Origin of the sequence: Sphingobacterium sp. FBM7-1, assembly GCF_020687765.1 — a bacterium.
Lineage (GTDB): Bacteria > Bacteroidota > Bacteroidia > Sphingobacteriales > Sphingobacteriaceae > Sphingobacterium.
In genome coordinates, this window is record NZ_JAJEWJ010000004.1 from 55014 (window position 1) to 80934 (window position 25921).

Annotated in this window: 26 protein-coding genes and 1 tRNA gene; 16 read left to right on the forward strand and 11 right to left on the reverse strand. The window is 43.3% G+C overall.

The window, feature by feature from the left end:
• Nucleotides 1-36: 36 nt before the first annotated feature.
• The 9 genes from LKO28_RS08735 to LKO28_RS08770 all read left to right on the forward strand — a co-directional run bounded on the left by LKO28_RS08735 (nt 37) and on the right by LKO28_RS08770 (nt 8511).
• A complete protein-coding gene (locus tag LKO28_RS08735) occupies nt 37-1320 on the forward strand; it encodes a dicarboxylate/amino acid:cation symporter (RefSeq protein WP_227694418.1) in 1284 nt (427 codons plus the stop codon).
• 190 nt (nt 1321-1510) lie between these two features.
• Nucleotides 1511-2635 carry a Re/Si-specific NAD(P)(+) transhydrogenase subunit alpha gene (locus LKO28_RS08740; protein WP_227694419.1) on the forward strand — a complete coding sequence of 375 codons (1125 nt, stop codon included), beginning with the start codon at nt 1511-1513 and terminating at the stop codon, nt 2633-2635.
• 16 nt (nt 2636-2651) lie between these two features.
• Nucleotides 2652-2939: an NAD(P) transhydrogenase subunit alpha gene (locus LKO28_RS08745; protein WP_227694420.1), complete on the forward strand. Its 288-nt coding sequence runs from the start codon at nt 2652-2654 to the stop codon at nt 2937-2939.
• Between the two features lie 17 nt (nt 2940-2956).
• Nucleotides 2957-4348, forward strand: a complete 1392-nt coding sequence (locus tag LKO28_RS08750) for an NAD(P)(+) transhydrogenase (Re/Si-specific) subunit beta (protein ID WP_227694421.1) — start codon at nt 2957-2959, stop codon at nt 4346-4348.
• Between the two features lie 280 nt (nt 4349-4628).
• Nucleotides 4629-4919 (forward strand): hypothetical protein, encoded by a 291-nt coding sequence (locus LKO28_RS15585; RefSeq protein ID WP_411028038.1) that lies wholly within the window; start codon nt 4629-4631, stop codon nt 4917-4919.
• An 87-nt stretch (nt 4920-5006) separates the two neighbouring features.
• Nucleotides 5007-5837 (forward strand): helix-turn-helix domain-containing protein, encoded by an 831-nt coding sequence (locus LKO28_RS08755; protein ID WP_227694422.1) that lies wholly within the window; start codon nt 5007-5009, stop codon nt 5835-5837.
• Between the two features lie 93 nt (nt 5838-5930).
• Complete coding sequence (locus LKO28_RS08760; protein ID WP_227694423.1) at nt 5931-6722, forward strand: glucose 1-dehydrogenase; 792 nt, start codon at nt 5931-5933, stop codon at nt 6720-6722.
• 29 nt (nt 6723-6751) lie between these two features.
• Nucleotides 6752-7624 carry a 4,5-DOPA dioxygenase extradiol gene (ygiD, locus tag LKO28_RS08765; RefSeq protein WP_227694424.1) on the forward strand — a complete coding sequence of 291 codons (873 nt, stop codon included), beginning with the start codon at nt 6752-6754 and terminating at the stop codon, nt 7622-7624.
• Between the two features lie 41 nt (nt 7625-7665).
• On the forward strand, nt 7666-8511 hold the full coding sequence (locus LKO28_RS08770) for an SDR family oxidoreductase (protein ID WP_227694425.1): 846 nt from the start codon (nt 7666-7668) through the stop codon (nt 8509-8511).
• 216 nt (nt 8512-8727) lie between these two features.
• Here LKO28_RS08770 and LKO28_RS08775 read toward each other — a convergent pair whose 3' ends face one another.
• Nucleotides 8728-9315 (reverse strand): DUF4202 domain-containing protein, encoded by a 588-nt coding sequence (locus LKO28_RS08775; RefSeq protein WP_227694426.1) that lies wholly within the window; start codon nt 9313-9315, stop codon nt 8728-8730.
• Nucleotides 9316-9684: 369 nt separating this feature from the next.
• Here LKO28_RS08775 and nhaA point away from each other — a divergent pair, with 369 nt between their 5' ends.
• Genes nhaA through LKO28_RS08795 form a run of 4 tightly spaced genes read left to right on the forward strand, consistent with a single transcriptional unit; the run spans nt 9685 to nt 11986 of the window.
• Nucleotides 9685-10863: a Na+/H+ antiporter NhaA gene (gene nhaA, locus LKO28_RS08780; RefSeq protein ID WP_227694427.1), complete on the forward strand. Its 1179-nt coding sequence runs from the start codon at nt 9685-9687 to the stop codon at nt 10861-10863.
• Nucleotide 10864: 1 nt separating this feature from the next.
• Nucleotides 10865-11341: a dicarboxylate/amino acid:cation symporter gene (locus tag LKO28_RS08785; RefSeq protein ID WP_227694428.1), complete on the forward strand. Its 477-nt coding sequence runs from the start codon at nt 10865-10867 to the stop codon at nt 11339-11341.
• A gap of 7 nt (nt 11342-11348) precedes the next feature.
• A complete protein-coding gene (locus tag LKO28_RS08790; RefSeq protein WP_227694429.1) occupies nt 11349-11600 on the forward strand; it encodes a hypothetical protein in 252 nt (83 codons plus the stop codon).
• A complete protein-coding gene (locus LKO28_RS08795) occupies nt 11597-11986 on the forward strand; it encodes a hypothetical protein (RefSeq protein WP_227694430.1) in 390 nt (129 codons plus the stop codon). The genes LKO28_RS08790 and LKO28_RS08795 overlap by 4 nt, the downstream gene beginning before the upstream one ends.
• 45 nt (nt 11987-12031) lie before the next feature.
• On the opposite strand, the gene LKO28_RS08800 is transcribed toward LKO28_RS08795, so the two are convergent.
• Nucleotides 12032-13465, reverse strand: a complete 1434-nt coding sequence (locus LKO28_RS08800) for an alanine/glycine:cation symporter family protein (protein ID WP_227694431.1) — start codon at nt 13463-13465, stop codon at nt 12032-12034.
• A 273-nt stretch (nt 13466-13738) separates the two neighbouring features.
• On the opposite strand from LKO28_RS08800, the gene putP reads away from it, so the two are divergent.
• Nucleotides 13739-15244, forward strand: a complete 1506-nt coding sequence (gene putP, locus LKO28_RS08805; RefSeq protein ID WP_227694432.1) for a sodium/proline symporter PutP — start codon at nt 13739-13741, stop codon at nt 15242-15244.
• Between the two features lie 128 nt (nt 15245-15372).
• Here the strand turns inward: putP and LKO28_RS08810 are convergent.
• The 5 genes from LKO28_RS08810 to LKO28_RS08830 all read right to left on the reverse strand — a co-directional run bounded on the left by LKO28_RS08810 (nt 15373) and on the right by LKO28_RS08830 (nt 19590).
• Nucleotides 15373-15444: transfer RNA gene (locus tag LKO28_RS08810), tRNA-Glu, on the reverse strand.
• A gap of 92 nt (nt 15445-15536) precedes the next feature.
• On the reverse strand, nt 15537-16262 hold the full coding sequence (locus LKO28_RS08815) for a hypothetical protein (protein ID WP_227694433.1): 726 nt from the start codon (nt 16260-16262) through the stop codon (nt 15537-15539).
• A gap of 36 nt (nt 16263-16298) precedes the next feature.
• Nucleotides 16299-16790, reverse strand: a complete 492-nt coding sequence (gene ribH, locus LKO28_RS08820; protein WP_227694434.1) for a 6,7-dimethyl-8-ribityllumazine synthase — start codon at nt 16788-16790, stop codon at nt 16299-16301.
• Nucleotides 16791-16863: 73 nt separating this feature from the next.
• Complete coding sequence (locus LKO28_RS08825) at nt 16864-17535, reverse strand: tetratricopeptide repeat protein (RefSeq protein ID WP_227694435.1); 672 nt, start codon at nt 17533-17535, stop codon at nt 16864-16866.
• Between the two features lie 129 nt (nt 17536-17664).
• Nucleotides 17665-19590, reverse strand: coding sequence for a polysaccharide biosynthesis protein (locus LKO28_RS08830; protein WP_227694436.1), 1926 nt, complete (start codon nt 19588-19590; stop codon nt 17665-17667).
• 118 nt (nt 19591-19708) lie between these two features.
• Between LKO28_RS08830 and LKO28_RS08835 the strand changes: the two genes are divergently transcribed.
• Both LKO28_RS08835 and LKO28_RS08840 read left to right on the forward strand, forming a co-directional pair.
• Nucleotides 19709-20920, forward strand: coding sequence for an alanine dehydrogenase (locus LKO28_RS08835; protein WP_227694437.1), 1212 nt, complete (start codon nt 19709-19711; stop codon nt 20918-20920).
• Between the two features lie 3 nt (nt 20921-20923).
• Nucleotides 20924-21760, forward strand: a complete 837-nt coding sequence (locus LKO28_RS08840) for an alpha/beta hydrolase (protein WP_227694438.1) — start codon at nt 20924-20926, stop codon at nt 21758-21760.
• On the opposite strand, the gene LKO28_RS08845 is transcribed toward LKO28_RS08840, so the two are convergent.
• The 4 genes from LKO28_RS08845 to LKO28_RS08860 all read right to left on the reverse strand — a co-directional run bounded on the left by LKO28_RS08845 (nt 21741) and on the right by LKO28_RS08860 (nt 25661).
• Nucleotides 21741-22808 (reverse strand): ABC transporter ATP-binding protein, encoded by a 1068-nt coding sequence (locus tag LKO28_RS08845; RefSeq protein ID WP_227694439.1) that lies wholly within the window; start codon nt 22806-22808, stop codon nt 21741-21743. The two genes, LKO28_RS08840 and LKO28_RS08845, sit on opposite strands and share 20 nt — an antisense overlap.
• 67 nt (nt 22809-22875) lie before the next feature.
• The gene (locus LKO28_RS08850; RefSeq protein ID WP_227694440.1) at nt 22876-23664 is read right to left on the reverse strand and encodes an outer membrane beta-barrel protein; all 789 of its coding nucleotides are present in this window, start codon (nt 23662-23664) and stop codon (nt 22876-22878) included.
• A gap of 22 nt (nt 23665-23686) precedes the next feature.
• Nucleotides 23687-24097: a tRNA (adenosine(37)-N6)-threonylcarbamoyltransferase complex ATPase subunit type 1 TsaE gene (tsaE, locus tag LKO28_RS08855; protein WP_227694441.1), complete on the reverse strand. Its 411-nt coding sequence runs from the start codon at nt 24095-24097 to the stop codon at nt 23687-23689.
• A gap of 10 nt (nt 24098-24107) precedes the next feature.
• Nucleotides 24108-25661 carry a bifunctional response regulator/alkaline phosphatase family protein gene (locus tag LKO28_RS08860; protein WP_227694627.1) on the reverse strand — a complete coding sequence of 518 codons (1554 nt, stop codon included), beginning with the start codon at nt 25659-25661 and terminating at the stop codon, nt 24108-24110.
• Between the last annotated feature and the right edge of the window lie 260 nt (nt 25662-25921).

A 25921-nucleotide genomic window follows, 5' to 3' on the forward strand; every position in this document is an offset into this window, starting at 1 on the left:
AGATAGACCGTAACAGGTTATATAGACCCTAATATAATGAAAAAAATAGCTTTACACTGGCAGATATTGATAGGTATCTTAGCGGGGATATTAGTTGGGATATTGTGCGTTCAATTTGACGCTGGTACCGCATTTGCGGTTGATTGGATCAAACCTTTCGGAACGATTTTTATCAACTTGTTGAAATTAATAGCTATCCCACTTATTATCGTGTCTTTAATTAAAGGTATTTCTGACTTAGTGGATGTAACCCAACTGTCTAGCCTCGGAATACGTACACTATGCTTTTATGTTGCTACCACGATAATTGCTGTGATGTTAGGTCTGGGCCTTGTTAATCTTATCAATCCAGGAGGTTTTATTTCCGAAGATACCCGGAAGGAAATGCTGGTATCGTTTGGTGGAGAGGTGCAGCAAAAAGTCGATGAGGTGGAGAAACTCGAAGAGGCTAGAGGTCCTTTACAAGCCCTTGTGGATATTGTCCCAGAGAACATTTTTGAATCAGCATCCGCTAACAGTAACATGCTCCAGATTATATTTTTTAGCATCATTTTCGGTGTCGCAATGATTATGCTTCCCTTTAATCAAGTGGAGGCATTTAAAAAGGTGCTGGATGCAGGCAATGCTATCGTACTTAAGATCGTTGATTTGATTATGCTAGCTGCTCCTTATGGCGTATTTTCCCTGATGGTTACACTGGTTGCGGAAGCGCCTTCTTTTGATGTCTTTAAAGCTCTAGGAGCTTATTCGCTTACGGTTATACTAGGATTAGTAACGCTCGTCTATCTCGTATATTCCTTGTTTTTGTATTTCTTTGGAAAGATGAAGCCACAGAAGTTCTTCAAAGCAATTTTCCCAGCTCAATTACTTGGTTTCTCGACTAGCTCAAGCGCTGCGACGTTGCCTGTTACCATGGACTGCGTGGAGAACAACTTAGGAGTTCGGAAGGATGTTGTCAGTTTCGTCCTCCCTATAGGGGCTACCATTAATATGGATGGGACTTGCCTTTATCAAGCGGTAGCCGCTATTTTTATCGCTCAAGTAATGGGATACGACCTTACAACGAGCCAACAATTAAGCGTCATACTTACGGCTACACTAGCGTCAATCGGTTCGGCGGCAGTTCCGGGAGCAGGTCTGCTCATGTTGGTCATCGTCTTGGAGTCAATCGGCGTCAGTCCCGCGGGTATCGCATTAATATTCGCGGTAGACAGACCCTTAGATATGCTGCGAACATCAACTAATATTACAGGCGATGCTTTAGTAGCCGTAATTATGAATCGATTTAGCCCTCGCAATGGTAGAAAACCTGCTTCATAAAGACGCATAAACCGCAGCTCGATAGTTGCAATGGTAATTTTTCATTAAATAGGCGTTTGGATGATGGTTATTTCATTTATTTAGCCTTTTTATTTTTAAGGTATTAATTATTTGTCCTATCTTTAGCGAATTTGTATTTTTTTTAAAAACAAAAAGCATTTGTTGTCATAATTTATAAGCTAAAAAAATAATGATTTTAGGAGTACTAACAGAAACTAAAATAAACGAGCGTCGGGTGGCACTTAGTCCGGAGATAGTTAAGTTGCTCGTTAAAAAAGGATTTCAAGTCCAGGTCGAAAGTGGAGCTGGGTTAGGTTCCAACTTCGCTGACGACGATTATAAGTCGGCGGGAGCGCAGGTGGTTTCAAAAGTAGAAGTCTTTAATTCGGACGTCATTCTCAAAGTGAATGCACCGACTATGGAAGAAGCGTCCCAATACAAACAGCAGGCGGTTAGTATTTCTTTGCTGTATGCTTACACCCAACCCCAGTTACTTGAAGTACTGAACGCGCGTCAAATAACATCGTTCGCAATGGATGCGGTACCCCGGATCTCGCGGGCACAAAAGATGGATGCACTTAGTTCGCAGGCAAATTTAGCAGGTTACAAAGCGGTGATAATGGGCGCAAATGCACTGGGGAAAATATTTCCATTGATGATGACTGCAGCAGGAACAATCACGCCGGCAAAGGTACTTATTTTTGGAGCGGGAGTAGCGGGGCTACAAGCGATCGCCACAGCTAAACGTTTGGGAGCGGTTGTCGAAGTATCTGATGTGCGTCCAGAGACAAAAGAGCAAGTAGAATCTCTCGGAGGACGTTTCCTAACCGTGGAATCGACCGAAGAAGTTAAGACAGAGGGGGGCTATGCGAAGGAAGTCTCTCCGGAATTCTTAGCCAAACAACAACAATTGATTAAGGATAAAATAAAAGATGCAGATCTCGTTATTACTACGGCATTGGTGATGGGTAAGCGGTCCCCGATTTTGGTAACGGAAGAAATGGTAAAGTCGATGAAACCGGGTTCTGTCATTGTGGATATGGCTGTGGAATCCGGAGGTAATTGTGAGCTTTCAGAACTCAATCAAACAGTCGAGAAACACGGTGTGACGATTATTGGTGAAGCCAATATTCCGTCGCTATTGCCGATAAATGCTAGCCAGTTGTATGCCACCAATTTAAGTGCGCTCCTTTTCCATTTAGCCGATAAAGAAGGCTTCAAATGGGAAATGGATGAAGAAATAACCAAGGGAGCTTTAATTACCCATAAAGGGGAATTGGTTCATGAGTTTACAAAATCTATTTTATCTAAATAATAAAAACACATAAGTTATGTCTGCTGAAAGTTTTATAATTCTATTGTATATATTGATATTAGCCAGTTATTTAGGCTTTGAGTTAATTAATAAAGTACCACCGACCCTTCATACGCCGCTGATGTCTGGTTCCAACGCCATTTCAGGGATCGCTATTGTGGGAGCGATTATCGCTTGTAATGAGCTTGGTTATTTCACCGTAAGTAAATGGCTGGGAATGTTAGCCCTTATGCTAGCGACTATAAATGTGGTAGGAGGTTATGCCGTAACAGACAGAATGCTCAAAATGTTCAAGAAAAAATAAAGATAGAAAGATAGAAAATGAATATCATTATACAAATATCGTATCTCGTTGCCTCCGTGTTATTTATCATAGGCATCAAAATGTTAGGTCGTACTAAAACGGCACGCAAAGGAAACATCGTTTCATCGGTGGGGATGTTTATCGCTATACTCGCAACGGTCATTCAGGTCGAAGCAATTTCTTTAATCGACATTTTTATCTGTATCCTTATTGGATCTGTGATCGGGATCATCATCGCTATCAAGGTGCAAATGACGAAGATCCCGGAAATGGTTGCCTTATTTAACGGTTTTGGCGGATTGGCTTCCCTCTCCGTTGCATTCTCCGATTTTTGGTTTAACACACAGATTCGTGGTGTAGATGTGGATATGATTACCGGAATTAGTGTTGCCTTGAGTATCCTTATCGGAGGGATCACGTTCACGGGTTCACTCGTCGCGTTTATGAAGCTTAACGGTAGTATATCGGGACGGGCAATCGTGTTTAGCGGTCAACATCTTATCAACCTGATCTTGTTACTGCTCGCTATTGCCATTACGGTCTTCGCATTGACTGATTTCGCAAACCCGACTTATATAATTGTACTGGGGGTAATAGCATTAGCTTTGGGGCTACTGGTGGTTATTCCAATTGGTGGAGCAGATATGCCCGTGGTGATTTCCCTATTGAACTCTTATTCAGGTATGGCAGCTTGTGCTACTGGTTTTGTCTTGAACAATAACGTGCTTATTGTATCTGGAGCACTAGTCGGGGCGTCGGGAATTATCCTAACACAGATCATGTGTAAAGCGATGAACCGTTCCTTAGCGAATGTACTGCTCGGAGGATTCGGACAAACTTCAGCTGGTGGTGCCGCAGCCGCTGACGGACCACAGATCGTCGTGAAAGAAGTTGGTGTGGAAGAAGCTGCTCAAATTTTTGATTCAGTTTCGTCTTTGATTATCGTTCCTGGTTATGGAATGGCCGTGGCACAGGCGCAACACACCATTCGTGAACTAAGTGAGTTGTGTGAGAAAAAGGGCATAAATGTGCGTTTTGCTATCCATCCGGTTGCGGGTAGGATGCCGGGGCATATGAACGTACTTTTGGCAGAGGCCAATGTGTCTTATGATAAACTGATCGAGATGGATGAGATTAACGATGATTTCGCCAATACGGATCTGGTGTTTGTTGTGGGAGCCAACGACGTTGTAAACCCGGCGGCAAAGACAAATCCAAGTAGCCCGATCTTTGGTATGCCAGTTCTGAACGTAGAAAAAGCACAAACGGTTATTGTGAGCAAAAGAAGCATGGGTAAGGGGTATGCCGGTATTGAGAATGAGCTTTTCGGTGCAGACAATTGTCTCATGTTATTTGGCGATGCCAAGCAGACTATTACCAAGTTGGTTGGTGAAATAAAGGAATTATAATTCCTTCTCGTAACCCAGTTTAAAGACTAAAGTTCCCGACATTCGATTTCGGGAACTTTTTTATGACCTAATTTCCCATATTCTGCCGCTTAATCTGGATTGTACGCGTTCTCGGGGATAAAGCCACCGGTCTACATAAAAAACGAACTAAACGCTGTTTTTTTGTGTAAACAGCACCTCAGACCGGTGTGCTCAGCAAAGCTTGCTTTTTCCGACGGATTAATATAAAAGGGATTGAAACAGTTATTAGCATAAAAAAAACGACGTTTGAATTTGTATCATCCTTTTACAGACTATCGGCGAATTTTTTGTTGTACGAAACTATGGCATTGCTGCCGTATTCATTACTATGCTAACGATTTTCTTAGCAGAGCCTAATATTGCTTTAACAGAGCATTCTCATGTTCTTATCAAAACTCGGCTTGTCAACGAATTGATCGGCAGTTCTATTGGTGCACTAGGAGGTTGGATGCTTTACCATGAAAAAATACACTTTTTCACGAAACGGCAAATGAGGATAACGAAGGTAGCTGTTAAAAAGATAATAGCGGGAAGGAAAATAAAGTGCTAACTTTAACGAATGAGTTAAAACACCATTTTTTGACAGGTGAGCTTCTAGCGTGACAGTGTGGTAAATACGAAGCGATGATTTTTTTCGATGATAGAAACTTTTAAAATATTTCGGGTTAATACAGATGACGCACAAAAAATCATCGTATCGGAAAATGAACCGCATCATCATAGTTTTGAAGAACTTATCATCGGTACAGAAGGGCAGTTAGAACACTTTATCGATTTTAAGTCCACGGTCCTCCATGCCCCATTTGTGAGTTTCGTGACCCGGGGAAAAGTACATCGCGTTAAGCCCGTTATGAACGACGGGAAATGCGAAATGTGGGCTATTCGTTTCAAAAGTGAATTTATTCCTGAAACAACGTTTCAGCTATACTCCCTATACCACGACAACGCGAGCATGGAACTGCCTGCAGACAACCGTTTCTGCAGACTGGCCACGCTTTGCGAAATGATGAGCGAAGAAATGGAGCAGTCTGCGCCCGACTATGCGATCATCCGCCAGCTTTTAGAAACCATTTTTACGATGATAGAGTCTGAGCGGAGGAAGTTGCAGTCTGGTGAGGAAGAGCAGCTAACATCACATAGCATTACCTTTAAAAGTTTCTTGAGCATTTTAGAAGAAAATTTTCGTCGGAATGTAGGCGTGGCCTATTATGCCGAAAAGCTGTTTATGTCTTCTCGAAACCTAAATAATATTTGCCATCAGATTCTTCAACAAAGTGTCTCGGCGATTATTGAAACACGAAAACTGATTGAAGCCAAGAATCTGCTGTCTACTACGGATAAAACCATCTCCGAAATTGGTTTTGAATTGGGCTACAATGAAAAAGCCTATTTTACGCACGTGTTTAAAAAGAAGACCGGACAAACCCCAACAGCGTTCCGTAGGGAGATGGAACGCCTTATTTCCTAAAAGTACAACTCCTTTTCTGAATACTGTTACCGCTTCCGCGGCTATCGGTGGTATCTTTGTTTTATATCATTTAACCTTTTAAAATTAATTAAGATGAAACAATTCGAAAATAAAACAATTATTATCACTGGAGCAGCGATGGGTTTAGGTCTTGCCGCTGCAAAAGAGTTGGCTTCACGTGGAGCCAATCTAGCACTAGTCGATTATAATACCGAGGCATTGGACAAAGCCAAACAAGAAATCCATGCGGAATTTGTTGATGTTAAGGTTATTACTGTTACTGCTGACGTCTCGAACGAAGAGGCTGTGAAAAATTATGTTGCCGAAACGGTGAAAACCTTCGGTAGTATAGACGGGCTATATAATAATGCCGGTATTGAAGGTAAGCAGACCGGGATGACAGCATATGATGTCGAGATGTTTAAAAAAGTGATAGACATTAATCTGATGGGGGTTTACTACGGAATGCGTTATGTCATTCCGGTGATGAAAAAACAACAATACGGACGTATTGTTAATGTAGCCTCCGTAGGAGGGATCCGAGGCGTGTTGAATCAAATACCTTACGTCGCTAGTAAACATGCCGTATCGGGTATGACTAAAAATGCAGCCCTCGAACACGGACGAGATGGCATCAATACCAATGCTATTGCACCAGGAGCCATTCTTACCCCGATGGTGGCAGAAGCGTTCCGTCAGGTAAACCCTGACGATCCGAAAGCAGCAGAGACAGAATACGCGCAACGCAACCCGATTAAGAGATTAGGTCTGCCCGATGAAGTAGCTAAGGTAGTCACTTTTTTATTGAGCGAGGATGCATCCTATGTAAACGGACAGACCATCGCGATAGACGGTGGTGAATCTAATATTTACGGAAACTCGTAATTCAATCCAGGGTATATTAACAGTGAGGAGTGAATTTTTTAAGGAGCTGGGCAATTTTGCCTGCATGGGGAGAAGTAATGACATTAAAAGATTTAAATAAAATAACATCCGAATTTAATAATACGGTGAAAATGCCGGCGCTTTTTTTAGGTCATGGCAGCCCTATGAATGCCATTGAGGAGAATGAATTTGTGGAAGGATTTCGGAAGATCGCTGCGGAAATCCCTAAACCCAGCGCTATTCTTTGTGTGTCGGCTCACTGGGAAACAAGGGGTACGTTTGTTACAGCAATGGAGAATCCGCCAACTATACATGATTTCGGCGGGTTCCCGAGAGAATTGTTTGCCGTAGAGTATCCGGCAATGGGTAGCCCCGACTTAGCGTACGAAGCAAAATCGATCATCACAAAGACCGAGGTGGGTTTAGATGACAAATGGGGGTTAGACCATGGGGCATGGTCGGTGATCCGACACATGTATCCTGAGGCGGACATTCCCGTCATTCAGCTGAGTTTAGATTATTATCAAAATGCCCAATATCATTATGAGTTGGCAAGGGAACTGCGATCACTCCGTGAGAAAGGGGTGCTAATTATTGGAAGTGGCAATATGGTACACAATCTTCGGATGGTCGCATGGCAGCAGTTGAATGACACTTTCGGATTTGACTGGGCGATCGAAGCAAATGAAAAAATGAAGCATTTTATTCTGAACGACGACCATAAATCTTTGATTGATTACGATAAGCAAGGTAAGGCTTTTGATTTAGCTATCCCTACCCCGGAGCATTATATGCCTTTGCTGTATGCTTTAGCGGTGAAAGATCAGCGTGAGCAAGCTACCTTATTTAACGACAAGGCCGTCGGAGGATCTTTAACGATGACTTCGTTAAAGATTGGCTAATCGTAAGCTTTAGGTATACTTTAAATAAAAAATAAAAAAATATGAAAATAGGAATTACAGGAGCTACTGGGCAATTAGGCCGTTTGGTAGTGGAAAAATTAAAGCAGCGAGTCGACACGGAGAATTTAGTGGCATTGGTTCGTTCGCCGGATAAAGCATCTGATTTAAATATCGAGGCAAGGCCATTTGATTACACTAAATCCGCAGCACTTTCAGATAGCCTGCAAGATGTTGATCATTTGTTGTTGATCTCAGGAAGCGAGATCGGCCAGCGCAAAATACAACACCAAAACATTATTGAGGCGGCTCAAGCAGCAGGCGTGAAATGGATTGTATATACAAGCTTACTCCATGCAGATACGTCGTCCTTGAGTTTGGCCGAAGAACATGTTGAAACCGAAAAAATGTTAAAAGAGTCTGGGATTCCCCATACGATTTTAAGAAACGGATGGTATACAGAAAACTATACGGGTTCGATTCCGGCTGCGGTGGCCGCGGGCGCATTCATCGGTAGCGCTGGAGATGGAAAGATTTCATCCGCTACTCGTTCGGATTTTGCTGAAGCTGCAGCCGTCGTATTAGTAGGTGAGGGGCATGTCGGAAAAGTATACGAGCTCGCAGGGGATGAGGCTTATACACTAAAGGATTTGGCGGCAGAGATGTCTAAGCAGGTGGGGAAAACGATTCCTTATAACAATCTGTCAGAAGCCGAATATGCCGATACATTGACGTCAATGGGGCTGCCTGAAGGCTTAGCAAAAGCATTTGCAAGTTTTGATACTGGAGCCGCCCAAGATGACTTGTTTAATGATGGCAAAGTGCTCTCCCAATTGATCGGAAGACCAACCACATCACTGTCCGAAGCGGTAAAAGCCGCTTTGGTTTAATATCAATTACTGCATATTCAACGATCATGAAAAAACGCTGTAAAATAAAATTTGCAGCGTTTTAAGTAAGTTTATTTCTCTATCACACGAATATGCTTTTTCGATATTATTAAGATCGTGGGTGATGATAACTCTTATGGATTTCCACTTAATATGGATAGTGGTCCCGTCCGCGCAGCCGGGCGAACCAACCGATCTCCTATTTCGGGAATGCGTCTAACCTTCCAACGCTTTGTTTAGTAAAAGTGTTCCTTTCTTCGTAAAATTAAGCGTTAAAGCGACTTTTTTTCCCTGATCGGTCATCTTACCCCATGTTTTTCTTAGAATATTGACAATCTTCTCATCCGAATGCTTCGCAATGAGGTCGTCATATTGAAACTCCAAAAAAACTAAACAAAGCGCATCTTCTATCGTTTGTACCTCCGAATCGATTTTCAGTTTTCTCTTCAAAATAATATCCTGAACGCGATCAATAGTATCACTGTCGTACCCTACAACGGTCAAAATGTCCGCTGCTTTTTGTGCGTGAAATCGAGATAAATCACTTCGCCATTTGAGATATCCCACCCTTCCGTCGGGGTACGCCGAGCGAGGTACTTCCCATCTTCCAATGTGCTGGGAGCGAGATGCTAGCAATAAAGCTTCACTGGCATGCGGATTAAGTGTTGTAACCCAACCATACAGCTTAATCGCGAAGAAATAAGTCGATGGTTCAGCGTGTCCGTCTGTTTTAAAAATATTCGGATCACGGCGATTGTATTCATCGAAAAGAGAAAATGCTTTATTTAATTTAACTATGTCCATAACTAAGAAAGTCTTCTGTGTCTAAATATAAGACTTTATATAGAATTGTGCATAAAATGGTGTGCTGGCACAATGACCTCTCCCCTTAAGACAGGAGCATTTAAAAGTAGAGAATTCGTTTATCCTCCCAAGACCAATATAAATATCAAAGCCGTATTCGGTTTCTTCATCATAACAATGATTTTAAGTGTCAACAACTTATAAAATTCAGCTAATTTAATGTTTTCAATATAAAGGTCACGGCTATTTGATAGAAAATTGATGGAAACATCTGTAAAACGACTGTTTTGGCAATGATATACGATTTTCCTTTTCTAATCTATTTGGTTATATTATCTTTGAAACTTGTCACCTTTTACGGAACTAGTTATGCTGAAAATCCTCAAAAATTTTACTGATTCACCGACAAGCGGCGGGATAATCCTGTTTATATGTGTGCTTATTTCTTTGACTATTGCCAACTCTCCGCTCGGTGCTACATTTGAAAATATACTGAACACACCGCTGGGGTTTGAGACAGCTTCGGTACATTTACGATATACGACTGCGCTCTGGATAAACGACGGCCTAATGGCTATCTTTTTCCTTTTGGTCGGACTGGAGATAAAAAGAGAATTGGTGAGTGGGGAACTGTCTACTCCCCGACAGGCCCTTCTCCCGATATTTTGCGCCTTCGGCGGAGCCATCATACCTGCTGGTATATACTTTGCCGTCAATCAAGGGACGGAAACCGTCAGTGGCTGGGGAATCCCTATGGCAACAGATATCGCATTTGCCCTGGCCGTGATTGCCATGCTGGGCAGACGTGTCCCAGCCTCCCTAAAAGTATTTTTGGCGGCCCTGGCGATTGTGGACGATCTCATCGCCATTCTTATTATCGCCATTTTCTATTCGGCAGAGCTTCACACCATATATCTTGGCTACGCTGCGGCTATATTGGCGCTGCTCTTCATTTTTAATAAGTTAGGTATCCGGTCATTGATCTTCTATCTCATTCCCGGACTTTTTATCTGGTATTTTGTCCATCATTCGGGCATCCATGCGACTATTGCGGGCGTACTGACGGCCATGACCATCCCACTTGCTACCAAAGGGCAGCAGGAACCACCACTACTAAAACTCGAGCATGCCCTTGTCACGCCCGTAAACTTTTTGATCGTTCCCTTGTTTGCTTTAGCTAATACAGCTATCCGTTTTGAAGAGGGTATGCTGGAGGGGTTGATTTCACCTTTGGGGATAGGGATCATTGTAGGGCTTATGCTGGGTAAACCTGTTGGCGTTTACCTGATGACCAAACTGGCAATCCTGTTGCGTATCGGTTCTATGCCGGAGGGAGCATCCTGGGCACAGATTATCGGCGTAGGTCTTTTGGCGGGTATCGGGTTTACCATGTCTATATTTATTGCCCTGCTGTCCTTTTCGGACAATCTGCTTATCGCCGAGGCAAAATTCTCCATACTGGTCGCTTCGCTCCTTTCGGGTGTAACGGGTTATATCCTGTTAAGCCGAGTCGCGCCACCATCAAACGATAACGAAAAAAAGACATAGGATGAAGAAGATAGCGTTACACTGGCAGATATTGATCGGTATTGTAGGAGGTATCCTCTTGGGGCTATTATGTGTCCAGTTTACAGGCGGAAAACAATTTGTCATCGACTGGATCAAACCCTTTGGAACGATTTTTATCAACCTGCTTAAACTGATTGCTATTCCGCTGATCAGCGTATCGCTGATCAAGGGTGTATCCGATCTCAAGGATACCGCCCAACTTTCTGGCCTTGGCCTGCGTACCTTCGGTATGTATATACTGACGACCGTTGTCGCAGTCACCATCGGTCTTGGACTGGTCAACCTCATGCAGCCCGGTAGCTTTATTTCCGAAAAGACCCGACAGGAAATGTTACAATCTTTTGGGCGCGAAGTTCAGGCGAAGGTAGATGAGGCAACCGGGGTACAGCAGACCAGAGGTCCTTTACAGCCCCTTATCGCTATCGTGCCGGAACTTCCGGAAAATGACGGTGCTTAAAGAAAAAATGGAAGGAAACGGAAATACCAATAAGGATAGCCGGCACGAACCAAAGAAACGAACGGCGACGGATGAGATAAAGGAAACCATCTCGTCTGCATACAGGAAATTGGAAAATTGGATCCGTCCCAAGAAAGGGCAGCCCCTCTTCTTGCAGATCGTTATGTTTATTCTGAAACTACCTGTTCTTTTGCTCTTATTGTTGCTGTCTCCGGTGCTGCTGGTCGTGCTGTTGCTCGTTTTTCTGATTGCGCTATGAAATTGGGACAGAAGTCAGCCATCCTTTTTACTATATGTGCATTTCTGTTCATACTCCACCAATACCTGCAGAAAATAGCCGGCATTTCACTTTCCCTGGCCGATAGCTATCTCGATCCGCTACTGTGCATGCCGATCCTACTGCACCTTATTGTCTTGGAACGGAAGCTATTCCATCGGAGAACAGAATATACCTTATCCCTTTCCCATATCGTAGGATACGTTCTGCTGGTGTCGATCTTGTGCGAAATAGTGTTCCCTCTCTGGAACGAAAAAATGACGGCCGATCCGTGGGATATTGCCTGTTACGCGCTGGGCGGCTTCATTTACGTGGCCGTTGCTACTCGGTATCTTCGGAAGTCAGCAGGACAGGCGTATGGGGATTGAGGACAATGATACATATCCGGGACACCAGGGCAGTCTAGGGGCAGATTATTTTTTCCGGTTCCAGAAATCCATATGGCGGAAATTATATTTTGAACTGTCGAATACGGGGTCTATTCCTTCGCGTCTCTGCATTTCATAGTCTTTCAGTAGTACCAGCACCCTCTTGTGCAGGAAGATAATGGCAATGACGTTCAGCCACGCCATAATGCCCACACCTATATCCCCTAACGTCCATGCCGATTCCGCCGTGGATATACAACCCATATATACCGATGCAAGAATAAGCAGGCGTAATGCCCATATCAGCAGTTTATTCCGGCTGGTTCGCATTACGAAACTGACATTGGTCTCGGCAATATAATAATACGCCATGATCGTCGTAAAGGCAAAAAAGAAAAGGGCAATCGCCACAAAACTATCGCCTATCATTGGAAAATGCCTTGCTACGGCAAGTTGCGTATATTCCGGTCCTGCCTGTATTTTCTCTCCTAGATTCTGGACAAGGAAACCTCCGTCGGGATCTGCGACGTTAAACTGCCCCGTGAACAGGATCATGAACGCTGTTGCCGTACAAACAAAAAGGGTGTCCACATAAACGGAAAACCCTTGCACCAGTCCCTGCTTGATAGGATGGCTTACCGCTGCTGCCGATGCGGCATGGGGCGCTGTTCCCTGTCCGGCCTCGTTGCTGTAAATGCCACGCTTTACGCCCCAAGAAATAGCCATACCGATAATACCGCCAAATGCTGATTCGGTATTAAAGGCAGCATTGAATATCAGGGCAATGACATCGGGGATCTGGTGGAAATTGAGTGCCATAATTACTATGGCCATCAAGATATAAGCTCCTGCCATAAACGGTACGACATATTCGGCTACGAGGCTTATACGCTTGACGCCTCCTATGATGATAAACGCCAGAAGTAACACCAGCACAATGGCTATGATATGGTGCGAGATACCGAAAGAAGAGTGGACGGCCAGCGAAATACTGTTGCTCTGCACGCTTGGCAAAAGAAAACCGGCACTTATAATCGTGACAACGGCAAAAGTCCACGCAAAGATTTTGGAACGGAGTCCTTTTAGGATATAGAATGCGGGGCCACCGCGGTACTGTCCATCTTTCACTTCTTTGTACATCTGTCCGAGGGATGCCTCAATGATGGCGGACGAACTGCCGAGAAAAGCAATTGTCCACATCCAGAATACCGCTCCGGGACCGCCCATGCCGATAGCCGTCGCTACACCCGCAATATTACCGGTACCGACCCGTCCGGATATCGCCAGGGCGAAGGCCTGGAATGAAGATATTCCCCTTTTTGAACTGCTGCCCGTGAACAGGAGCTGAACCATGTGCCGAAGATAGCGCAGCTGTGGAAAGCGAAAACGTAAGGTGAAATAGATTCCTGCGAGAAGGCAGAGATAAACGAGGGCATCGCTCCAGACGATGTTATAGATCTGGTCTATGAATTGCTGCATCTAATGGTATTTGGTTTCAGTCGAACTAAGGTAGGAAAAAACGGGCACTAAAACACAGGTTATAGAACAGGTCTATCTGTTTTTGTGAATACTATACCTTTTGTTTATACCTAAACGATACCACGCCTTCCGGTCATGTCAGGTATAATTTTTTTTATACCTTTACCCGAACCGCTTGCACAAGATGTGACCTTTAATCCCCTAATTATATTTTTGTTCACGTTTTGTGGAAGTAGGTTTTTATTTCATAAAACACACTAAAAAACAATGCCCATGAATATTTATGAGTTGATTTCTATTGGTTTATATGTATTGATCATGATTATGATAGGTATCTACGGATACCGAAAATCGACAAGTAACTCCGAAGAATTTCTGATCGGTGGACGCAAGATGGGACCCTTCGTGACCGCCCTGTCCGCCGGGGCATCCGATATGAGCGGATGGCTTCTGATGGGGCTTCCGGGTGCCATGTACATGATGGGGCTATCGGGTTCATGGCTCGCCATCGGGCTTACCACCGGCGCGTTCCTGAACTACCTTATCGTGGCGCCGCGCCTGCGGGTGTATACCGAAGTTGCAAAAAATGCCATAACGCTGCCTGTCTTCTTTGAAAACCGCTTCCGTGATAAGTCGCAGCTATTGAAGCTGGTATCTTCCGTCTTTATCCTGGTATTCTTTACCCTATACACTTCTGCCGGGATGGTTTCGGGCGGAAGGTTGTTCGAATCGGCTTTTGGGATGGATTACAGCATCGGCCTCTGGGTTACATCGCTGGTGGTGGTATTCTATACATTCATCGGTGGTTTCATGGCCGTAAGCCTGACGGATGCCGTGCAGGGAACGATCATGGTTATAGCGCTGTTGCTGATACCCACCGTTGTTATTTTTCAATTGGGCGGTATAGGGGAAACGGTGGATACCATCTATACCAAGGATACCAATTATATGGACATGCTACGGGGAACTACCGCGATATCCATTGTCTCTCTATTGGCCTGGGGACTGGGGTATTTCGGTCAGCCGCATATCCTCGTCCGCTTTATGGCGATCGATAGCGTAAAGGACATTAAAAAAGCCAGACGTGTGGGCATGACCTGGATGATCGGAACTGTTCTGGGCTCCCTGCTCCTCGGTTTTTTCGGGATTGCCTACCTCCAGCGGTTTGACACGGATACCATGTTGAAATTTGATGCCTCGCAGGAACTTTCCGAAACGATATTCATATACCTGTCCAAAGCGCTTTTCCATCCGCTCATCGGTGGATTTTTGCTTTCCGCTATCCTGGCGGCAGTGATGAGTACGATATCTTCGCAGCTTCTGGTGACCTCCAGTTCGATGACAGAGGATATCTATAAAACGTTTTTCAACAAACATGCTACTGCCAAAAATATGCTCATCATGAGCCGTATATCGGTGCTTGTGGTAGCCGTGGTAGCCTTCCTGTTGGCACTGGATCCACAGGAAAGTATCCTGGGGCTTGTTGGCAATGCATGGGCGGGGTTTGGAGCGGCCTTTGGCCCGCTCGTTATCCTTTCATTGCTTTGGAAGCGTACAACAGCAATGGGTGCACTGAGCGGCATGCTGGTGGGCGGAGCCACGGTACTGTTATGGGTTTATGTACCGCATGCATATAAAGAAGTCTATGAGATTATTCCCGGCTTTTTACTGAGTTTTCTAACCACCGTGGTGGTCTCTTTGATGACCGGACGTGTCTCAGGAGAGGTCGAAGGAGAATTTGAAGAGGTGCGGGAGATCGTCGGGCGCGAAAACAGATAATAAATGGATCACCGAACGACTCAATTTTTACTGGGAAAAATTGAAAGATCTGTAGATACCGATAAAATGAAAAACGCTGTAAAATATTTAATTTACAGCGTTTTAGTATGTTTTGATCTCAAGATCTGTAGCCCGTAGGGGAATCGAACCCCTGTTTCAAGAATGAAAATCTTGCGTCCTAACCCCTAGACGAACGGGCCGTTTTTGTGTTTCGGTGTGCAAATATAGAAATGATTATTTAATATGCAAAATAAAAGAAGAAAAACAGCCCGTCTTATCCTTAATAATACTATTAAAGGGTCGAAAACCTTGTTTCTTCCATTTCGGTGAAGACTGCTACTGTCGGAAATAAAAAACTTTTATTGCTATCTGCTAAGTTTTTAAAACCCGTTGGTAAAAACAATCCGCCGCCCGTATCCTTATAATCATTTACCACATAGGTGTTCCCATCTTTGTCGATAAACTGCCTGATCCATCCCGTTTCCCTATTGAACAATACTTCCCCAGACAATCCGCTTTCTAACTGAAAAGGTAACGACTGCAATTTTTCGGCGTTGAATATCTTGGATGATGTTTTTCCCGTCTTTGTTGCAGGCTGTTCAATTAATGCAGGCAAAAAGAGGAAAGTAGCGTCCTTTTTGAATTGCGTATTGATTTTGTTGAAAAGCTCTAAGACTTCCGTATCGATCTGTTTTATTTCAACACCGTTAACAAAGAATTTCGTTAATTTTTCTGTTTTAAAGTTAAATAGGGAAACAATCTGTTCACCGTCGTTAGATTTTCCTTCGAAACGAGCTTGTCCAGATTTTCGATTGATAAGGAACTTGCGGCTGTCTTGAAAGGGTCTAAGATCGTTTCCGTTTGCGGTAAAGAGAATATAGTTTGTATTGTCCCATTTATCTTTGCCCCCCATCCCCTTTAATAGTATTTCCCCGGCTTCCGGCCCCGCCTGTGCCCGCAAAGCGGTATGCGATAGGGAAAGGATACCGATAATAATTGCTATTAGGAATGTTCTCATAGTCGACCTCCAATTTTAAAACTGAAGCCAAATACCTTACTTGTATTTTTTACCGATCAGTGCCATTTGAATGGCAGTAATGGCGGCTTCTTCTCCCTTGTTTCCATGCTTCCCTCCAGCCCGATCCAAGGCTTGCTCCAGATTGTCTGTAGTTAATACGCCGAAAATAACAGGTTTATTATGTTTTAATGCAGCATTCGCCAGACCATGGCCTACGGCGTCACAGATAAAGTCAAAATGCCGGGTTTCACCTTGAATAACACAGCCCAGACAGATGACGGCGTCAAATGAGTTGTCGCGAAGTACAATGTCGGCGCCCGAAATTAATTCATAACTACCCGGAACTTGAATGATATCCATATCCTCTTCTAGGACACCGTGTTGTTGTAGGCCTCTTACGGCACCATCTAACAAAGCTCCCGTAACTTGGGCGTTCCATTGTGAAACGACGATTGCGAATTTTAATCCTTCCGCGTTGCCTACTTCAATATGTGAGAAGTCTGACAGATTCTTCATGCTACTAGACATGGGGCAAAGATATATAAAAAAGGCTGCTTATAAAAAATAAGCAGCCCACGTCTCTTAATAATAAGCTATATCTTTATTGCTGTTTCGCTTGTGCACGCGCGATAAGACCATCTATCAAGTTAGCCTCAGGGCTATTCGGGTATGCCGTTTTAATAGACTGGTAAGTTTCCTCCGCATTTTTGAAATCCTCCAATGCTTCATACACCAAGCCTAATTTTTTAAGGAATAGAGGTGTCGTATAGGTGTTTTTACTTTTTTGTGCTGCTTTTTTATAGTGATCTGCAGCACTTTTGTAGTCTTTAGATTCGGAGTATGCATCTCCGATTAAACCCGTAACCAAAGGGTCTAAGATTTCACTTCCCGTATCCGAGTATTTTTGAAGATATTTTATAGCTTCTTGGAAATTGCCCTGGCGAAGGTATAGACCGCCTAAGTAAGCATTAGCAATGTTCGCTGATTTTGTGTTAGAATACTCTTCCGCAATTTCTTTAAAGCCGAGAAAAGAGCCATCGCCTTCAATAGCTTTAGCCTGTAGGGAATCAATTGCAGCATATTCTTCTGCTTTATATAATTGATTGGCTGCTTTTTCTGCACGAGGAGCTAGGTAGAGTCGTTGATAACCTAAATACAGTAAAATCAAAAGGATAATACCACCCACGATGAAGGTGATGCTTTTTTGGTTGTCCTGAAAAAAAGAACCTGATAGTTTTTTAGGTTCAGTTTGATTTACGTTTTTATTTGACATTTGTTATTAGCGTATAATAAATATGGAACGCAAAATTACACTTTTAAAATTTTAATACAAGTTTTCCGCTGTATTTTACTTTTCTTTTCTCAGCAATGTCGTATAGTTCATTCAAGTCGCAAATTTTCTTTACCCATTCGTCGTAGAAGGAACCTCGTCGTCCAGCTGCTCGTAGATAGAGTTTTGACTCTTGAATTCCGGCACCATGACTTTCATCTGACGAACAACCTCTATGTTACTGTTTGTCTTCGTCTTTGCTGATAAGGCGGCGATATGCTCCCTCACCATAGCGAAGTCGTTTTCGCGAACCTTTGCAATCATAATTTTTTGGTGATGCGTTGGTAGCGTGTTTTCAAGATCGTTGAGCAACTCTTCATATAGCTTTTCGCCCGGCCGGAGTCCCGTAAACTTAATGTCAATATCCTGATACGGAATGAAACCAGAAAGTTTAATCATTTTTTCCGCCAGATCAACGATTTTCACTGATTTTCCCATGTCGAATACAAATATCTCTCCGCCGTTCCCCATGCATCCCGCTTCGATCACCAATTGGCAGGCTTCAGGAATGGTCATGAAATAGCGCGTGATTTCCGGATGCGTTACCGTAACTGGCCCACCTTTCTCGATTTGCTCTCGGAAACGTGGAATAACCGATCCGTTTGATCCTAGTACGTTCCCAAAACGTGTGGTAATGAACCGGGTTTTCGATTGCGGGTGATTTTCCTCCAAATTGTTGTTCATTGCTTGCACATACATTTCGGCTATACGCTTGGTAGCTCCCATAACGTTAGTAGGATTGACCGCCTTGTCTGTCGATACGAAAACAAATTTTGACACCTCGAATTCAACCGACAAATTAGCCAATGTATACGTGCCGAAGACATTTGTCCTTACCCCCTCAATGGGGTGGTTTTCCATCATCGGAACATGCTTATAGGCCGCTGCGTGATATACATATTGCGGTTTGAACGTCTCAAATAAGATGCGCATGCGTTCCTCATTTTTTACGTCAGCGATGAAAGATTGGTATGCTTGGCTCTTGAACCGATCTTGCAAGTCTAGGTGCAAGTTATGCAGCGGCGACTCCGCCTGATCACATAAAATAATAAGCTGCGGTTCGAAATACCCCAGCTGTTTTGCAATCTCACTTCCGATAGACCCTGCGGCCCCGGTTACAAGAATACGTTTGCCTCGTAGTTGTTTGGAAAGCGTGTCGTTTTTCAACTTAATCGGTGCCCGCTCCAACAAATCTTCTATTTTCACCTTTTTTATCTGTGTCGGCGATACCGTGCCATTGATAATTTCGCTCACCGGAGGGAGTGTGAGCACGTTTATTTTCTGTTCAAGACAGAGATCAATGACTTGGCTCTTTTTTTCCGTACTAATTCGGTGGGAGGCAAAAATCAATTCGTCAATAGCTAGCTTATCGACGAGGCGAACCAGATCTCTGGAAGCGTAAATTTTAATACCATCAATGTATTTGTCGATTTTAGTATCATCATCGTCCAGATACGCGACAATATATTTGTTCGACTTAAGATCGTGATCAAAAGTACGTTTTACGGCTATTCCTAAATCGCCGGCGCCGTATACAATGAGGTTCTTTTTGTCGGACGATTTTGTTTTGTTGTATTGAAAAAATATTTTAATCAAAGTCCGATACGTCGTCAAACCTGTAAAGGCAAACAAACTGTATACGATGATGACATTGGTAGGGATAATCGCCGGGATATTGGACGCAATCATAATCAACTTGATCGCGAACAGCATAATAATATTAAAGAGTAAGGTTGATAAAATCCGAATCGAATCCACCGCACTCGTATATCGGACGATGCCCGAGTAGAGTTTAAAAATTAGAAAAGATAGGGAAGTAACTCCTAAACAATAAATCAGTTTGATTGCAAAACTTGGCGTAGCATAGGCCAATATGTCAAAGGAATGGAATATGCCGTATGCAAATACAAAAGCAATAGCCGCAATGGCCAAGTCAAAGATAAAAATGGTCCATCGAGGAACGATACCAATTTGATTAAAAACAGGAAACTTTTGCATTGAATGTTTTTTACATAGGTTGTAAAAATAGGAAAAAAAGTGGATTTATGAATCTTATTGCCTAAATATCAAGAATAATAGCTAAATTCACTTTTGATAAAATTGATCAGATTCTAACATGAGCGATATGTCAAAAATTGCCCACAAGGCGATATTTCAGCCGCAGGAAGCGCTAGCGACCGTAAGCAAAAGTCGACACGCACTAAAAATCGGCGTGCCGAAAGAAATATCTTTTCAGGAGAAGCGGATAGCATTAACGCCGTTATCCGTCGCACTACTCGTCGAATACGGACATGAGATCGTAATTGAAACAGGAGCGGGTGAAGCCTCCAATTTTTTGGATACGCATTACAGCGAACAGGGCGCCAGAATCAGTCCTGATAGACAGGAGATATTTGAATGTGATATTGTCGTTAAAATTGCAAGCCCAACGCTAGAAGAAGTAGGTATGATGAAAAATAAGCAGGTTCTGCTATCCTCTCATCAGCCGTCGCTCATGAAGTTAGCCGTATTGCAAGCGTTAATGCGAAAGCAAATTACCGCCGTATCTTATGAGTATCTCCAGGACGAAGGAGGCCATTTAACTGTCGTACGCGCGATGAGTGAAATTGTGGGCGCAACCTCGGTACTTATAGCGGCCGAATACCTGAGTAATATCTTCGACGGCAAAGGATTGATGCTAGGGGGTATAACAGGTGTTCCCCCCACAGAAATGGTGATTATTGGGGCTGGCACAGTAGGCGAATATGCCGCGCGCGCGGCTATTGCGCTCGGCGCGCAGGTTAAAGTATTTGATAGCTCTGTTTTTCGGTTACGTCGCTTACAAAATAACGTCGGCAGCCGGGTATTTACGTCCGTTATACAGCCCATTGTATTAAACAAAGCCGTACGTTCCTGTGACGTTGTTATCGGTGCATTACGGGCTAAGAACGGCCGTTCGCCCTGTATTATCTCGGAAGATACTGTCGCCAAAATGAAACCGAATGCGGTTCTGATCGATGTCAGCATTGATCAAGGTGGTTGTTTTGAAACTTCGGAGGTGACTACCCACGATAGACCGGTATTTCGCAAATATGACGTGATACATTATTGCGTACCCAATATTGCCTCTCGTGTGGCGCGGACCGCGACTTATGCCCTTACCAATATTATGACCCCCTTACTTCTCCAGATAGGAGAATGTGGCGGTATGAATAATATGATCTGGTCCGATAAATGTATTCGTAGCGCCGTTTACCTGTATCAAGGCATGTTGACGAATAAAGACATGGCAGAAAAATTTAATTTGCCTTCGAAGGATTTGGATTTAATTATCGTAGCTAATCAATAGAAAATGAAATTTATTTATTCTATACTATTTGTGGTGTTATTAAATTATTATTCGCTGGCACAAGAAAAAGTGAAATTATATGCCGAAATTCCCAATGCAACAAAATCTGCAGAAGACCTAGGAGAGGAAAATGTTCCTGTTTTATATAAATATGAGTTGCCCAGCGCGAAGCAAGCGATACTGGTGATTCCTGGTGGAGGATATTCTCATGTAGCGATTAATCACGAAGGACATGAAATAGCCAAAGCATTTAATGAACAAGGTTATAGTGCGTTTGTATTATATTATCGCCTACCTAAAGATGAGTATATGAAAGTCCGAAAAATAGGGCCTTTACAAGATGCACAACGTGGTATACAATATATTAAAGAGCATTACGATTTCGACAAGGTTGGCGTGATCGGGTTTTCCGCAGGGGGCCATTTGGCAGCATCCTTATCAAATCATTTTGATGATGTGAAAATTGACAACAAGAATGCCACCGATTTAGCACCTGATTTTTCGGTATTGGTCTATCCCGTTATCTCCATGGAGGATGACATTACACACCAAGGATCTAAGAAGAACCTGATCGGGGCGCAGCCCGAATCAGCAGACCTGTTATACTATTCGCTGGAAAAGCAGGTGTCCGACAAAACGCCACCGACGTTCTTAGTACATGCCGAGGATGATAAAGGCGTGCCTATTGCAAATTCCTTGCGATATAAGGAGGCTTTGGATAAGGCGGGTGTGGCTAACGAAATATTTATCTACCCCACTGGCGGTCATGGCTTCGGTTTGCACAATAAGCTCGATGCTAGAAAATGGGCGGAAGTCATGTTTACCTGGTTGGACAATTAGGCGTATCGAATTTAATATGTTTTAAAATATCCACATTTACTTTGGTGCCCATAGAAATAGGGGCTAGAGGGTGTAAAATTGCATGCAGCGTAACTTGTCCATCGTGCAATACCAGTTCCTCATAGAAACCACGAAAACGGATATCTTTCACATAAAATGTTCCCTTTGGGTTTTCCGTAAAAATGACATCTTCCTGATGGATGCCGATCGCGTTTGCTGACGATATGCCTAGATGCGCTGCCTCATTGGAAGATAAGATATTGCTTTTGGCCAGAAGCTGCGCGGTATAAGCGTGGGTAGGATGATAATAAAGTGCGGTGGGAGTTCCCTGTTCCATGATCTGTGCATTTTTCATTACGATTAACTCGTCGGCCATGGCCAGAACCTCTGTCGGATCATGGGAAACTAACACGATGGTGAGGCCGGTATCTTCCACAATCTGTCGCATATCTTGCTGCAGGGCATCGCGAAAAGCGGCGTCCACTTGATTGAATGGCTCATCCATGAGTAGCACTTCCGGTTCGTTAACTAAGGCCCGGGCTATCGCCACGCGCTGTTTCTCGCCGCCACTTAAATCGGCAACCCGTTGCTGGGCGAGATGGTGAATCTTCAATCGCTCGAGCGTTTCACGTGTTTTAGACTCCTTTAGCGAAAGGTTGGTGTTGGGTAATTGCGAGGCAATATTATCCCAGACTTTTGCATATAAATTGAGATCGTCAAACCCTTGAGACACCAACCGCATAGCGTCGTGTCCTGGGATTAGTTTGTCTTTACGCGTCGGAACCAACCATCCCCGATACCGTACCTCTCCCGAAGTAGGTTCCAATAAACCATAAATAAGTTTTAGTAACGTCGTTTTCCCACTTCCCGACTCGCCGATGATCGCCGTAATCTGCCCCTCTCGAATCCCGAAATCCACGTTATTAACGGCGATGACATCTTGCTTTGCTGAGAAAATCAAAGAAAGAGATTCACCGTATATCAAGGGTATCCCTACTTTTTGTTGGTCCGCCGGAACATATTGACAGGAAGAACTTTGTTGCGCCATAGAAAATCGATCCTAAATAAGATGCAAAAGTACGAAAAAGAACCCAGCCTTTCGCTTTACGGCAACCTTAGAACCCTAAGGTCAGTCCGAATGTAAAATTATTTAAATTCTTCTGGGCCGGACTTTTTTCGAACATGTCGTTTAGGTAATATTTGGCGAATACCCCCATTGATCTGTATCCTACCCGGGCGAAGGCTCCATATTGAAAACGTGCCAAGTTATAATTGTCTTTAAACTTTTGTTTGCCCTGGTCGTCGCTTTTCAGGCGTTGTGTTCCTTTTAATAAGATTCCCGTCATGGCTCCAAAAGCAATTTTAGGTCGGTGACCGCGTTGATTTTTGCGGCCGCGCCACTCGAAACTTAAGGGGATACGAAGATAGGTAGAGGTTAGTATATTTTTCTTGTAGGTGATATCGGACAGACGATAACTAAGAGGCGTTGACTCGGCGTCGAGAATCACGTCACTTTTTAACCGAAGGTAATTCCATTCAAATCCGGCAGATGCATACACTTTGAAGGCATCGTTAAAACGGATACCAATCTGAGCAATGTCAAAACCGAAATTAGAGGCTTTTTTGATCTCTAAAAATTGATTTTCTTCCCCCATTTTAAAGCTTCCGTTATCCACGAGACGTGAGAAACCCCAATCTATCCGCGTAAAAGTTAGTCCGCCAAATACTCGGGGATACGTGATTTCTTCGCCTCGGTAGTCGTAATCTTTTTTCCCTAAGGTTGGTTCCAGTGTTAATTTTCGGGCAGTAGTGTCCTGACTTCCCTTGTTTTGGGCATGGACTTCCGGTATCCACAAAAGGATAGTCGCCCATAAAACACCGATATATACTAAGTTTATCTTCATAATTGTCATCTTTTGTGCGTTTTTATTCCACATCAATGCTCCTGCGGGTGGGAGACAACACCGTAAGTGTAATCCGCCGGGCGTCTTCCGGAATCAAATTAGGGATTTTCTCTGGCCATTCGACGAAACAATACGCATCCGCATAAAAATAATCCTCATAGCCCATGTCTAACGCCTCTTCCTCTTGTTCCAGCCGATAAAAGTCGAAATGATATATAGGGCCACGCGGCGAGGAATATTCATTAACGAGCGAGAATGTTGGGCTACTGGTGCTGTCCGAAACTGCTAAAGCGCGGCAAAAAGCATTGACGAGGGTTGTTTTACCGGCACCCATATCGCCATACAATAAAAAAAATCGGTCATTTGGAAAGTGCAAGAGTATTTCCTTTGCAGCCGCATCAATTTCATGAAGATTGTTTACAGTAATGTTCATATCAAAGACATTATTTAGGTGTGTAAACTGCGTATGGGATAATCATTTCTTCTAGTGAGATGCCCCCGTGTTGAAATGTGTCGTTATAATAGTTGGCAAAGTGGTTGTAATTGTTTGGGTATACAAAAAAATAGTCATCCTTAGCAAATACAAATGCGGAACTTACATGAAGTTTCGGAAGCTGCGCATCATGAGGGTTCTTAATGACAAATACTTCCTTGCCTTTGTAATTCAAATTTCGACCTTGTTTGTACCGTAAATTGGTGTTGGTATTACGATCTCCGATAATCTTGCTGGGTTTCTTCACCCGTATCGTACCATGATCTGTGGTAACAATAATGCGCACGTTTCTTTGCGATAACCATTTTAGCGTGTCTAGTAAAGGGGAGTGTTCAAACCAAGATAACGTTAGCGAACGGTATGCGCTCTCGTCATTGGCCAGTTCCCGAATCATTGCCATATCGGTTCGCGCATGAGAGAGCATGTCTACGAAGTTGTAGACCAGTACGTTCAGGTCATTTTGCATGAGGTTATTCAACGAATCCACCACATCTCTCCCTTGAGATAAGGTTAATATCTTATGATACGAATGTTTTAAGTCACGACGATATATACGATTGATCTGATCCGCTAAAAACTTATCTTCGTATAAATTCTTTCCTCCCTCGTCATCGTCGTTTTGCCAAAAATCGGGAAATCTTTTTTCCATCTCCAATGGTGTTAAACCACTGAAAATAGCGTTTCGAGCATATTGGGTCGCTGTCGGCAAAATACTATAATAGGCATCTTCCTCTTCCAGTCTGTAGTAATCCGTTATGATTTCGTTAATTACTTTCCATTGATCATAACGCAAATTATCGATTAAGAAAAAGAACGTAGGCCGTTCCTTGTCGAGTTTGGGAAAGACCTTGGTTTTAAAAAGTTGATGGGATTGTACCGGGCCTTCCGCCTTATTCTGTATCCAGTCGAGGTAATTCTTTTCGACGAACTTGGAAAATAGGGTGTTTGCATCGGCTTTTTGCATGGTAAGAATCTCGTGCATACCCGCGTCTTCCAGTTTTTGCAAAGAGAGTTCCCAATAGATCAATTTTCGATAAGCAGCCACCCATTCTTTGTCATCAAGATCATCGTTGATGGTCATACCCAAATTTCGAAACTCTTGTTGGTAAGCCATAGAAGTTTTCTCGCTGACCAGACGTTTGTTCTCGGTAAATTTTTTTATGGTTAAAAGGATTTGTTTGGGATTGACCGGTTTTATCAGGTAATCGTCAATTTTGGAACCAATGGCATCTTCCATCAGATGCTCTTCTTCGTTCTTCGTTACCAATACTGTAGGGATGGTGGGGTTAATTGTTTTCAATATGACCAACGTTTCCAGCCCCGTTTTTCCAGGCATATTCTCGTCGAGGAAGACCAAGTCAAAAGGTTCATTCTGAAAAGCTTCCACGGCGTCATTGCCGTTATTCACCGTTTTGACACGATATCCTCGCTCTTCTAATAATAAAATATGCGGTCTTAAAAAATCGATTTCATCATCAGCCCACAGGATGTGTATCTTCTGCATCATTATATTTAACATTAATTAACTTCATTCTCCTTATCTTTGCGCTTAATTTAGACATTCGAAACGCTTCAGCACAACGAAAAACGACGGAGGGAGAACTACTATGTCGGGTAGAAAAAACTTATCCTCGTGTGTCTCAAACATAGACAAAATGCTTTGCATTCACGAACCGAATATTAAATGAGTTCATGCATACTTTTAAAAATAAGCAAAAATGCATAATGCCAAAGAAAAAAATATCATGAGTAATTCATTTTTAT

Bases quoted from the DNA above. Each gene is read 5' to 3' on its own strand.
- LKO28_RS08745 (WP_227694420.1), top strand. From the start codon at position 2,652: ATGTCTGCTGAAAGTTTTATAATTCTATTGTATATATTGATATTAGCC.
- LKO28_RS08750 (WP_227694421.1), top strand. From the start codon at position 2,957: ATGAATATCATTATACAAATATCGTATCTCGTTGCCTCCGTGTTATTT.
- LKO28_RS08840 (WP_227694438.1), top strand. From the start codon at position 20,924: ATGAAATTTATTTATTCTATACTATTTGTGGTGTTATTAAATTATTAT.
- LKO28_RS08835 (WP_227694437.1), top strand. From the start codon at position 19,709: ATGAGCGATATGTCAAAAATTGCCCACAAGGCGATATTTCAGCCGCAG.
- LKO28_RS08755 (WP_227694422.1), top strand. From the start codon at position 5,007: ATGATAGAAACTTTTAAAATATTTCGGGTTAATACAGATGACGCACAA.
- LKO28_RS08785 (WP_227694428.1), top strand. From the start codon at position 10,865: ATGAAGAAGATAGCGTTACACTGGCAGATATTGATCGGTATTGTAGGA.
- LKO28_RS08800 (WP_227694431.1), bottom strand. From the start codon at position 13,465: ATGCAGCAATTCATAGACCAGATCTATAACATCGTCTGGAGCGATGCC.
- LKO28_RS08770 (WP_227694425.1), top strand. From the start codon at position 7,666: ATGAAAATAGGAATTACAGGAGCTACTGGGCAATTAGGCCGTTTGGTA.
- LKO28_RS08860 (WP_227694627.1), bottom strand. From the start codon at position 25,661: ATGCAGAAGATACACATCCTGTGGGCTGATGATGAAATCGATTTTTTA.
- LKO28_RS08775 (WP_227694426.1), bottom strand. From the start codon at position 9,315: ATGGACATAGTTAAATTAAATAAAGCATTTTCTCTTTTCGATGAATAC.
- LKO28_RS08760 (WP_227694423.1), top strand. From the start codon at position 5,931: ATGAAACAATTCGAAAATAAAACAATTATTATCACTGGAGCAGCGATG.
- tsaE (WP_227694441.1), bottom strand. From the start codon at position 24,097: ATGAACATTACTGTAAACAATCTTCATGAAATTGATGCGGCTGCAAAG.
- ribH (WP_227694434.1), bottom strand. From the start codon at position 16,790: ATGTCTAGTAGCATGAAGAATCTGTCAGACTTCTCACATATTGAAGTA.
- LKO28_RS08790 (WP_227694429.1), top strand. From the start codon at position 11,349: ATGGAAGGAAACGGAAATACCAATAAGGATAGCCGGCACGAACCAAAG.
- LKO28_RS08735 (WP_227694418.1), top strand. From the start codon at position 37: ATGAAAAAAATAGCTTTACACTGGCAGATATTGATAGGTATCTTAGCG.
- LKO28_RS08845 (WP_227694439.1), bottom strand. From the start codon at position 22,808: ATGGCGCAACAAAGTTCTTCCTGTCAATATGTTCCGGCGGACCAACAA.
- LKO28_RS08825 (WP_227694435.1), bottom strand. From the start codon at position 17,535: ATGTCAAATAAAAACGTAAATCAAACTGAACCTAAAAAACTATCAGGT.
- nhaA (WP_227694427.1), top strand. From the start codon at position 9,685: ATGCTGAAAATCCTCAAAAATTTTACTGATTCACCGACAAGCGGCGGG.
- putP (WP_227694432.1), top strand. From the start codon at position 13,739: ATGAATATTTATGAGTTGATTTCTATTGGTTTATATGTATTGATCATG.
- LKO28_RS08795 (WP_227694430.1), top strand. From the start codon at position 11,597: ATGAAATTGGGACAGAAGTCAGCCATCCTTTTTACTATATGTGCATTT.
- LKO28_RS08815 (WP_227694433.1), bottom strand. From the start codon at position 16,262: ATGAGAACATTCCTAATAGCAATTATTATCGGTATCCTTTCCCTATCG.
- LKO28_RS08830 (WP_227694436.1), bottom strand. From the start codon at position 19,590: ATGCAAAAGTTTCCTGTTTTTAATCAAATTGGTATCGTTCCTCGATGG.
- LKO28_RS08740 (WP_227694419.1), top strand. From the start codon at position 1,511: ATGATTTTAGGAGTACTAACAGAAACTAAAATAAACGAGCGTCGGGTG.
- LKO28_RS08850 (WP_227694440.1), bottom strand. From the start codon at position 23,664: ATGAAGATAAACTTAGTATATATCGGTGTTTTATGGGCGACTATCCTT.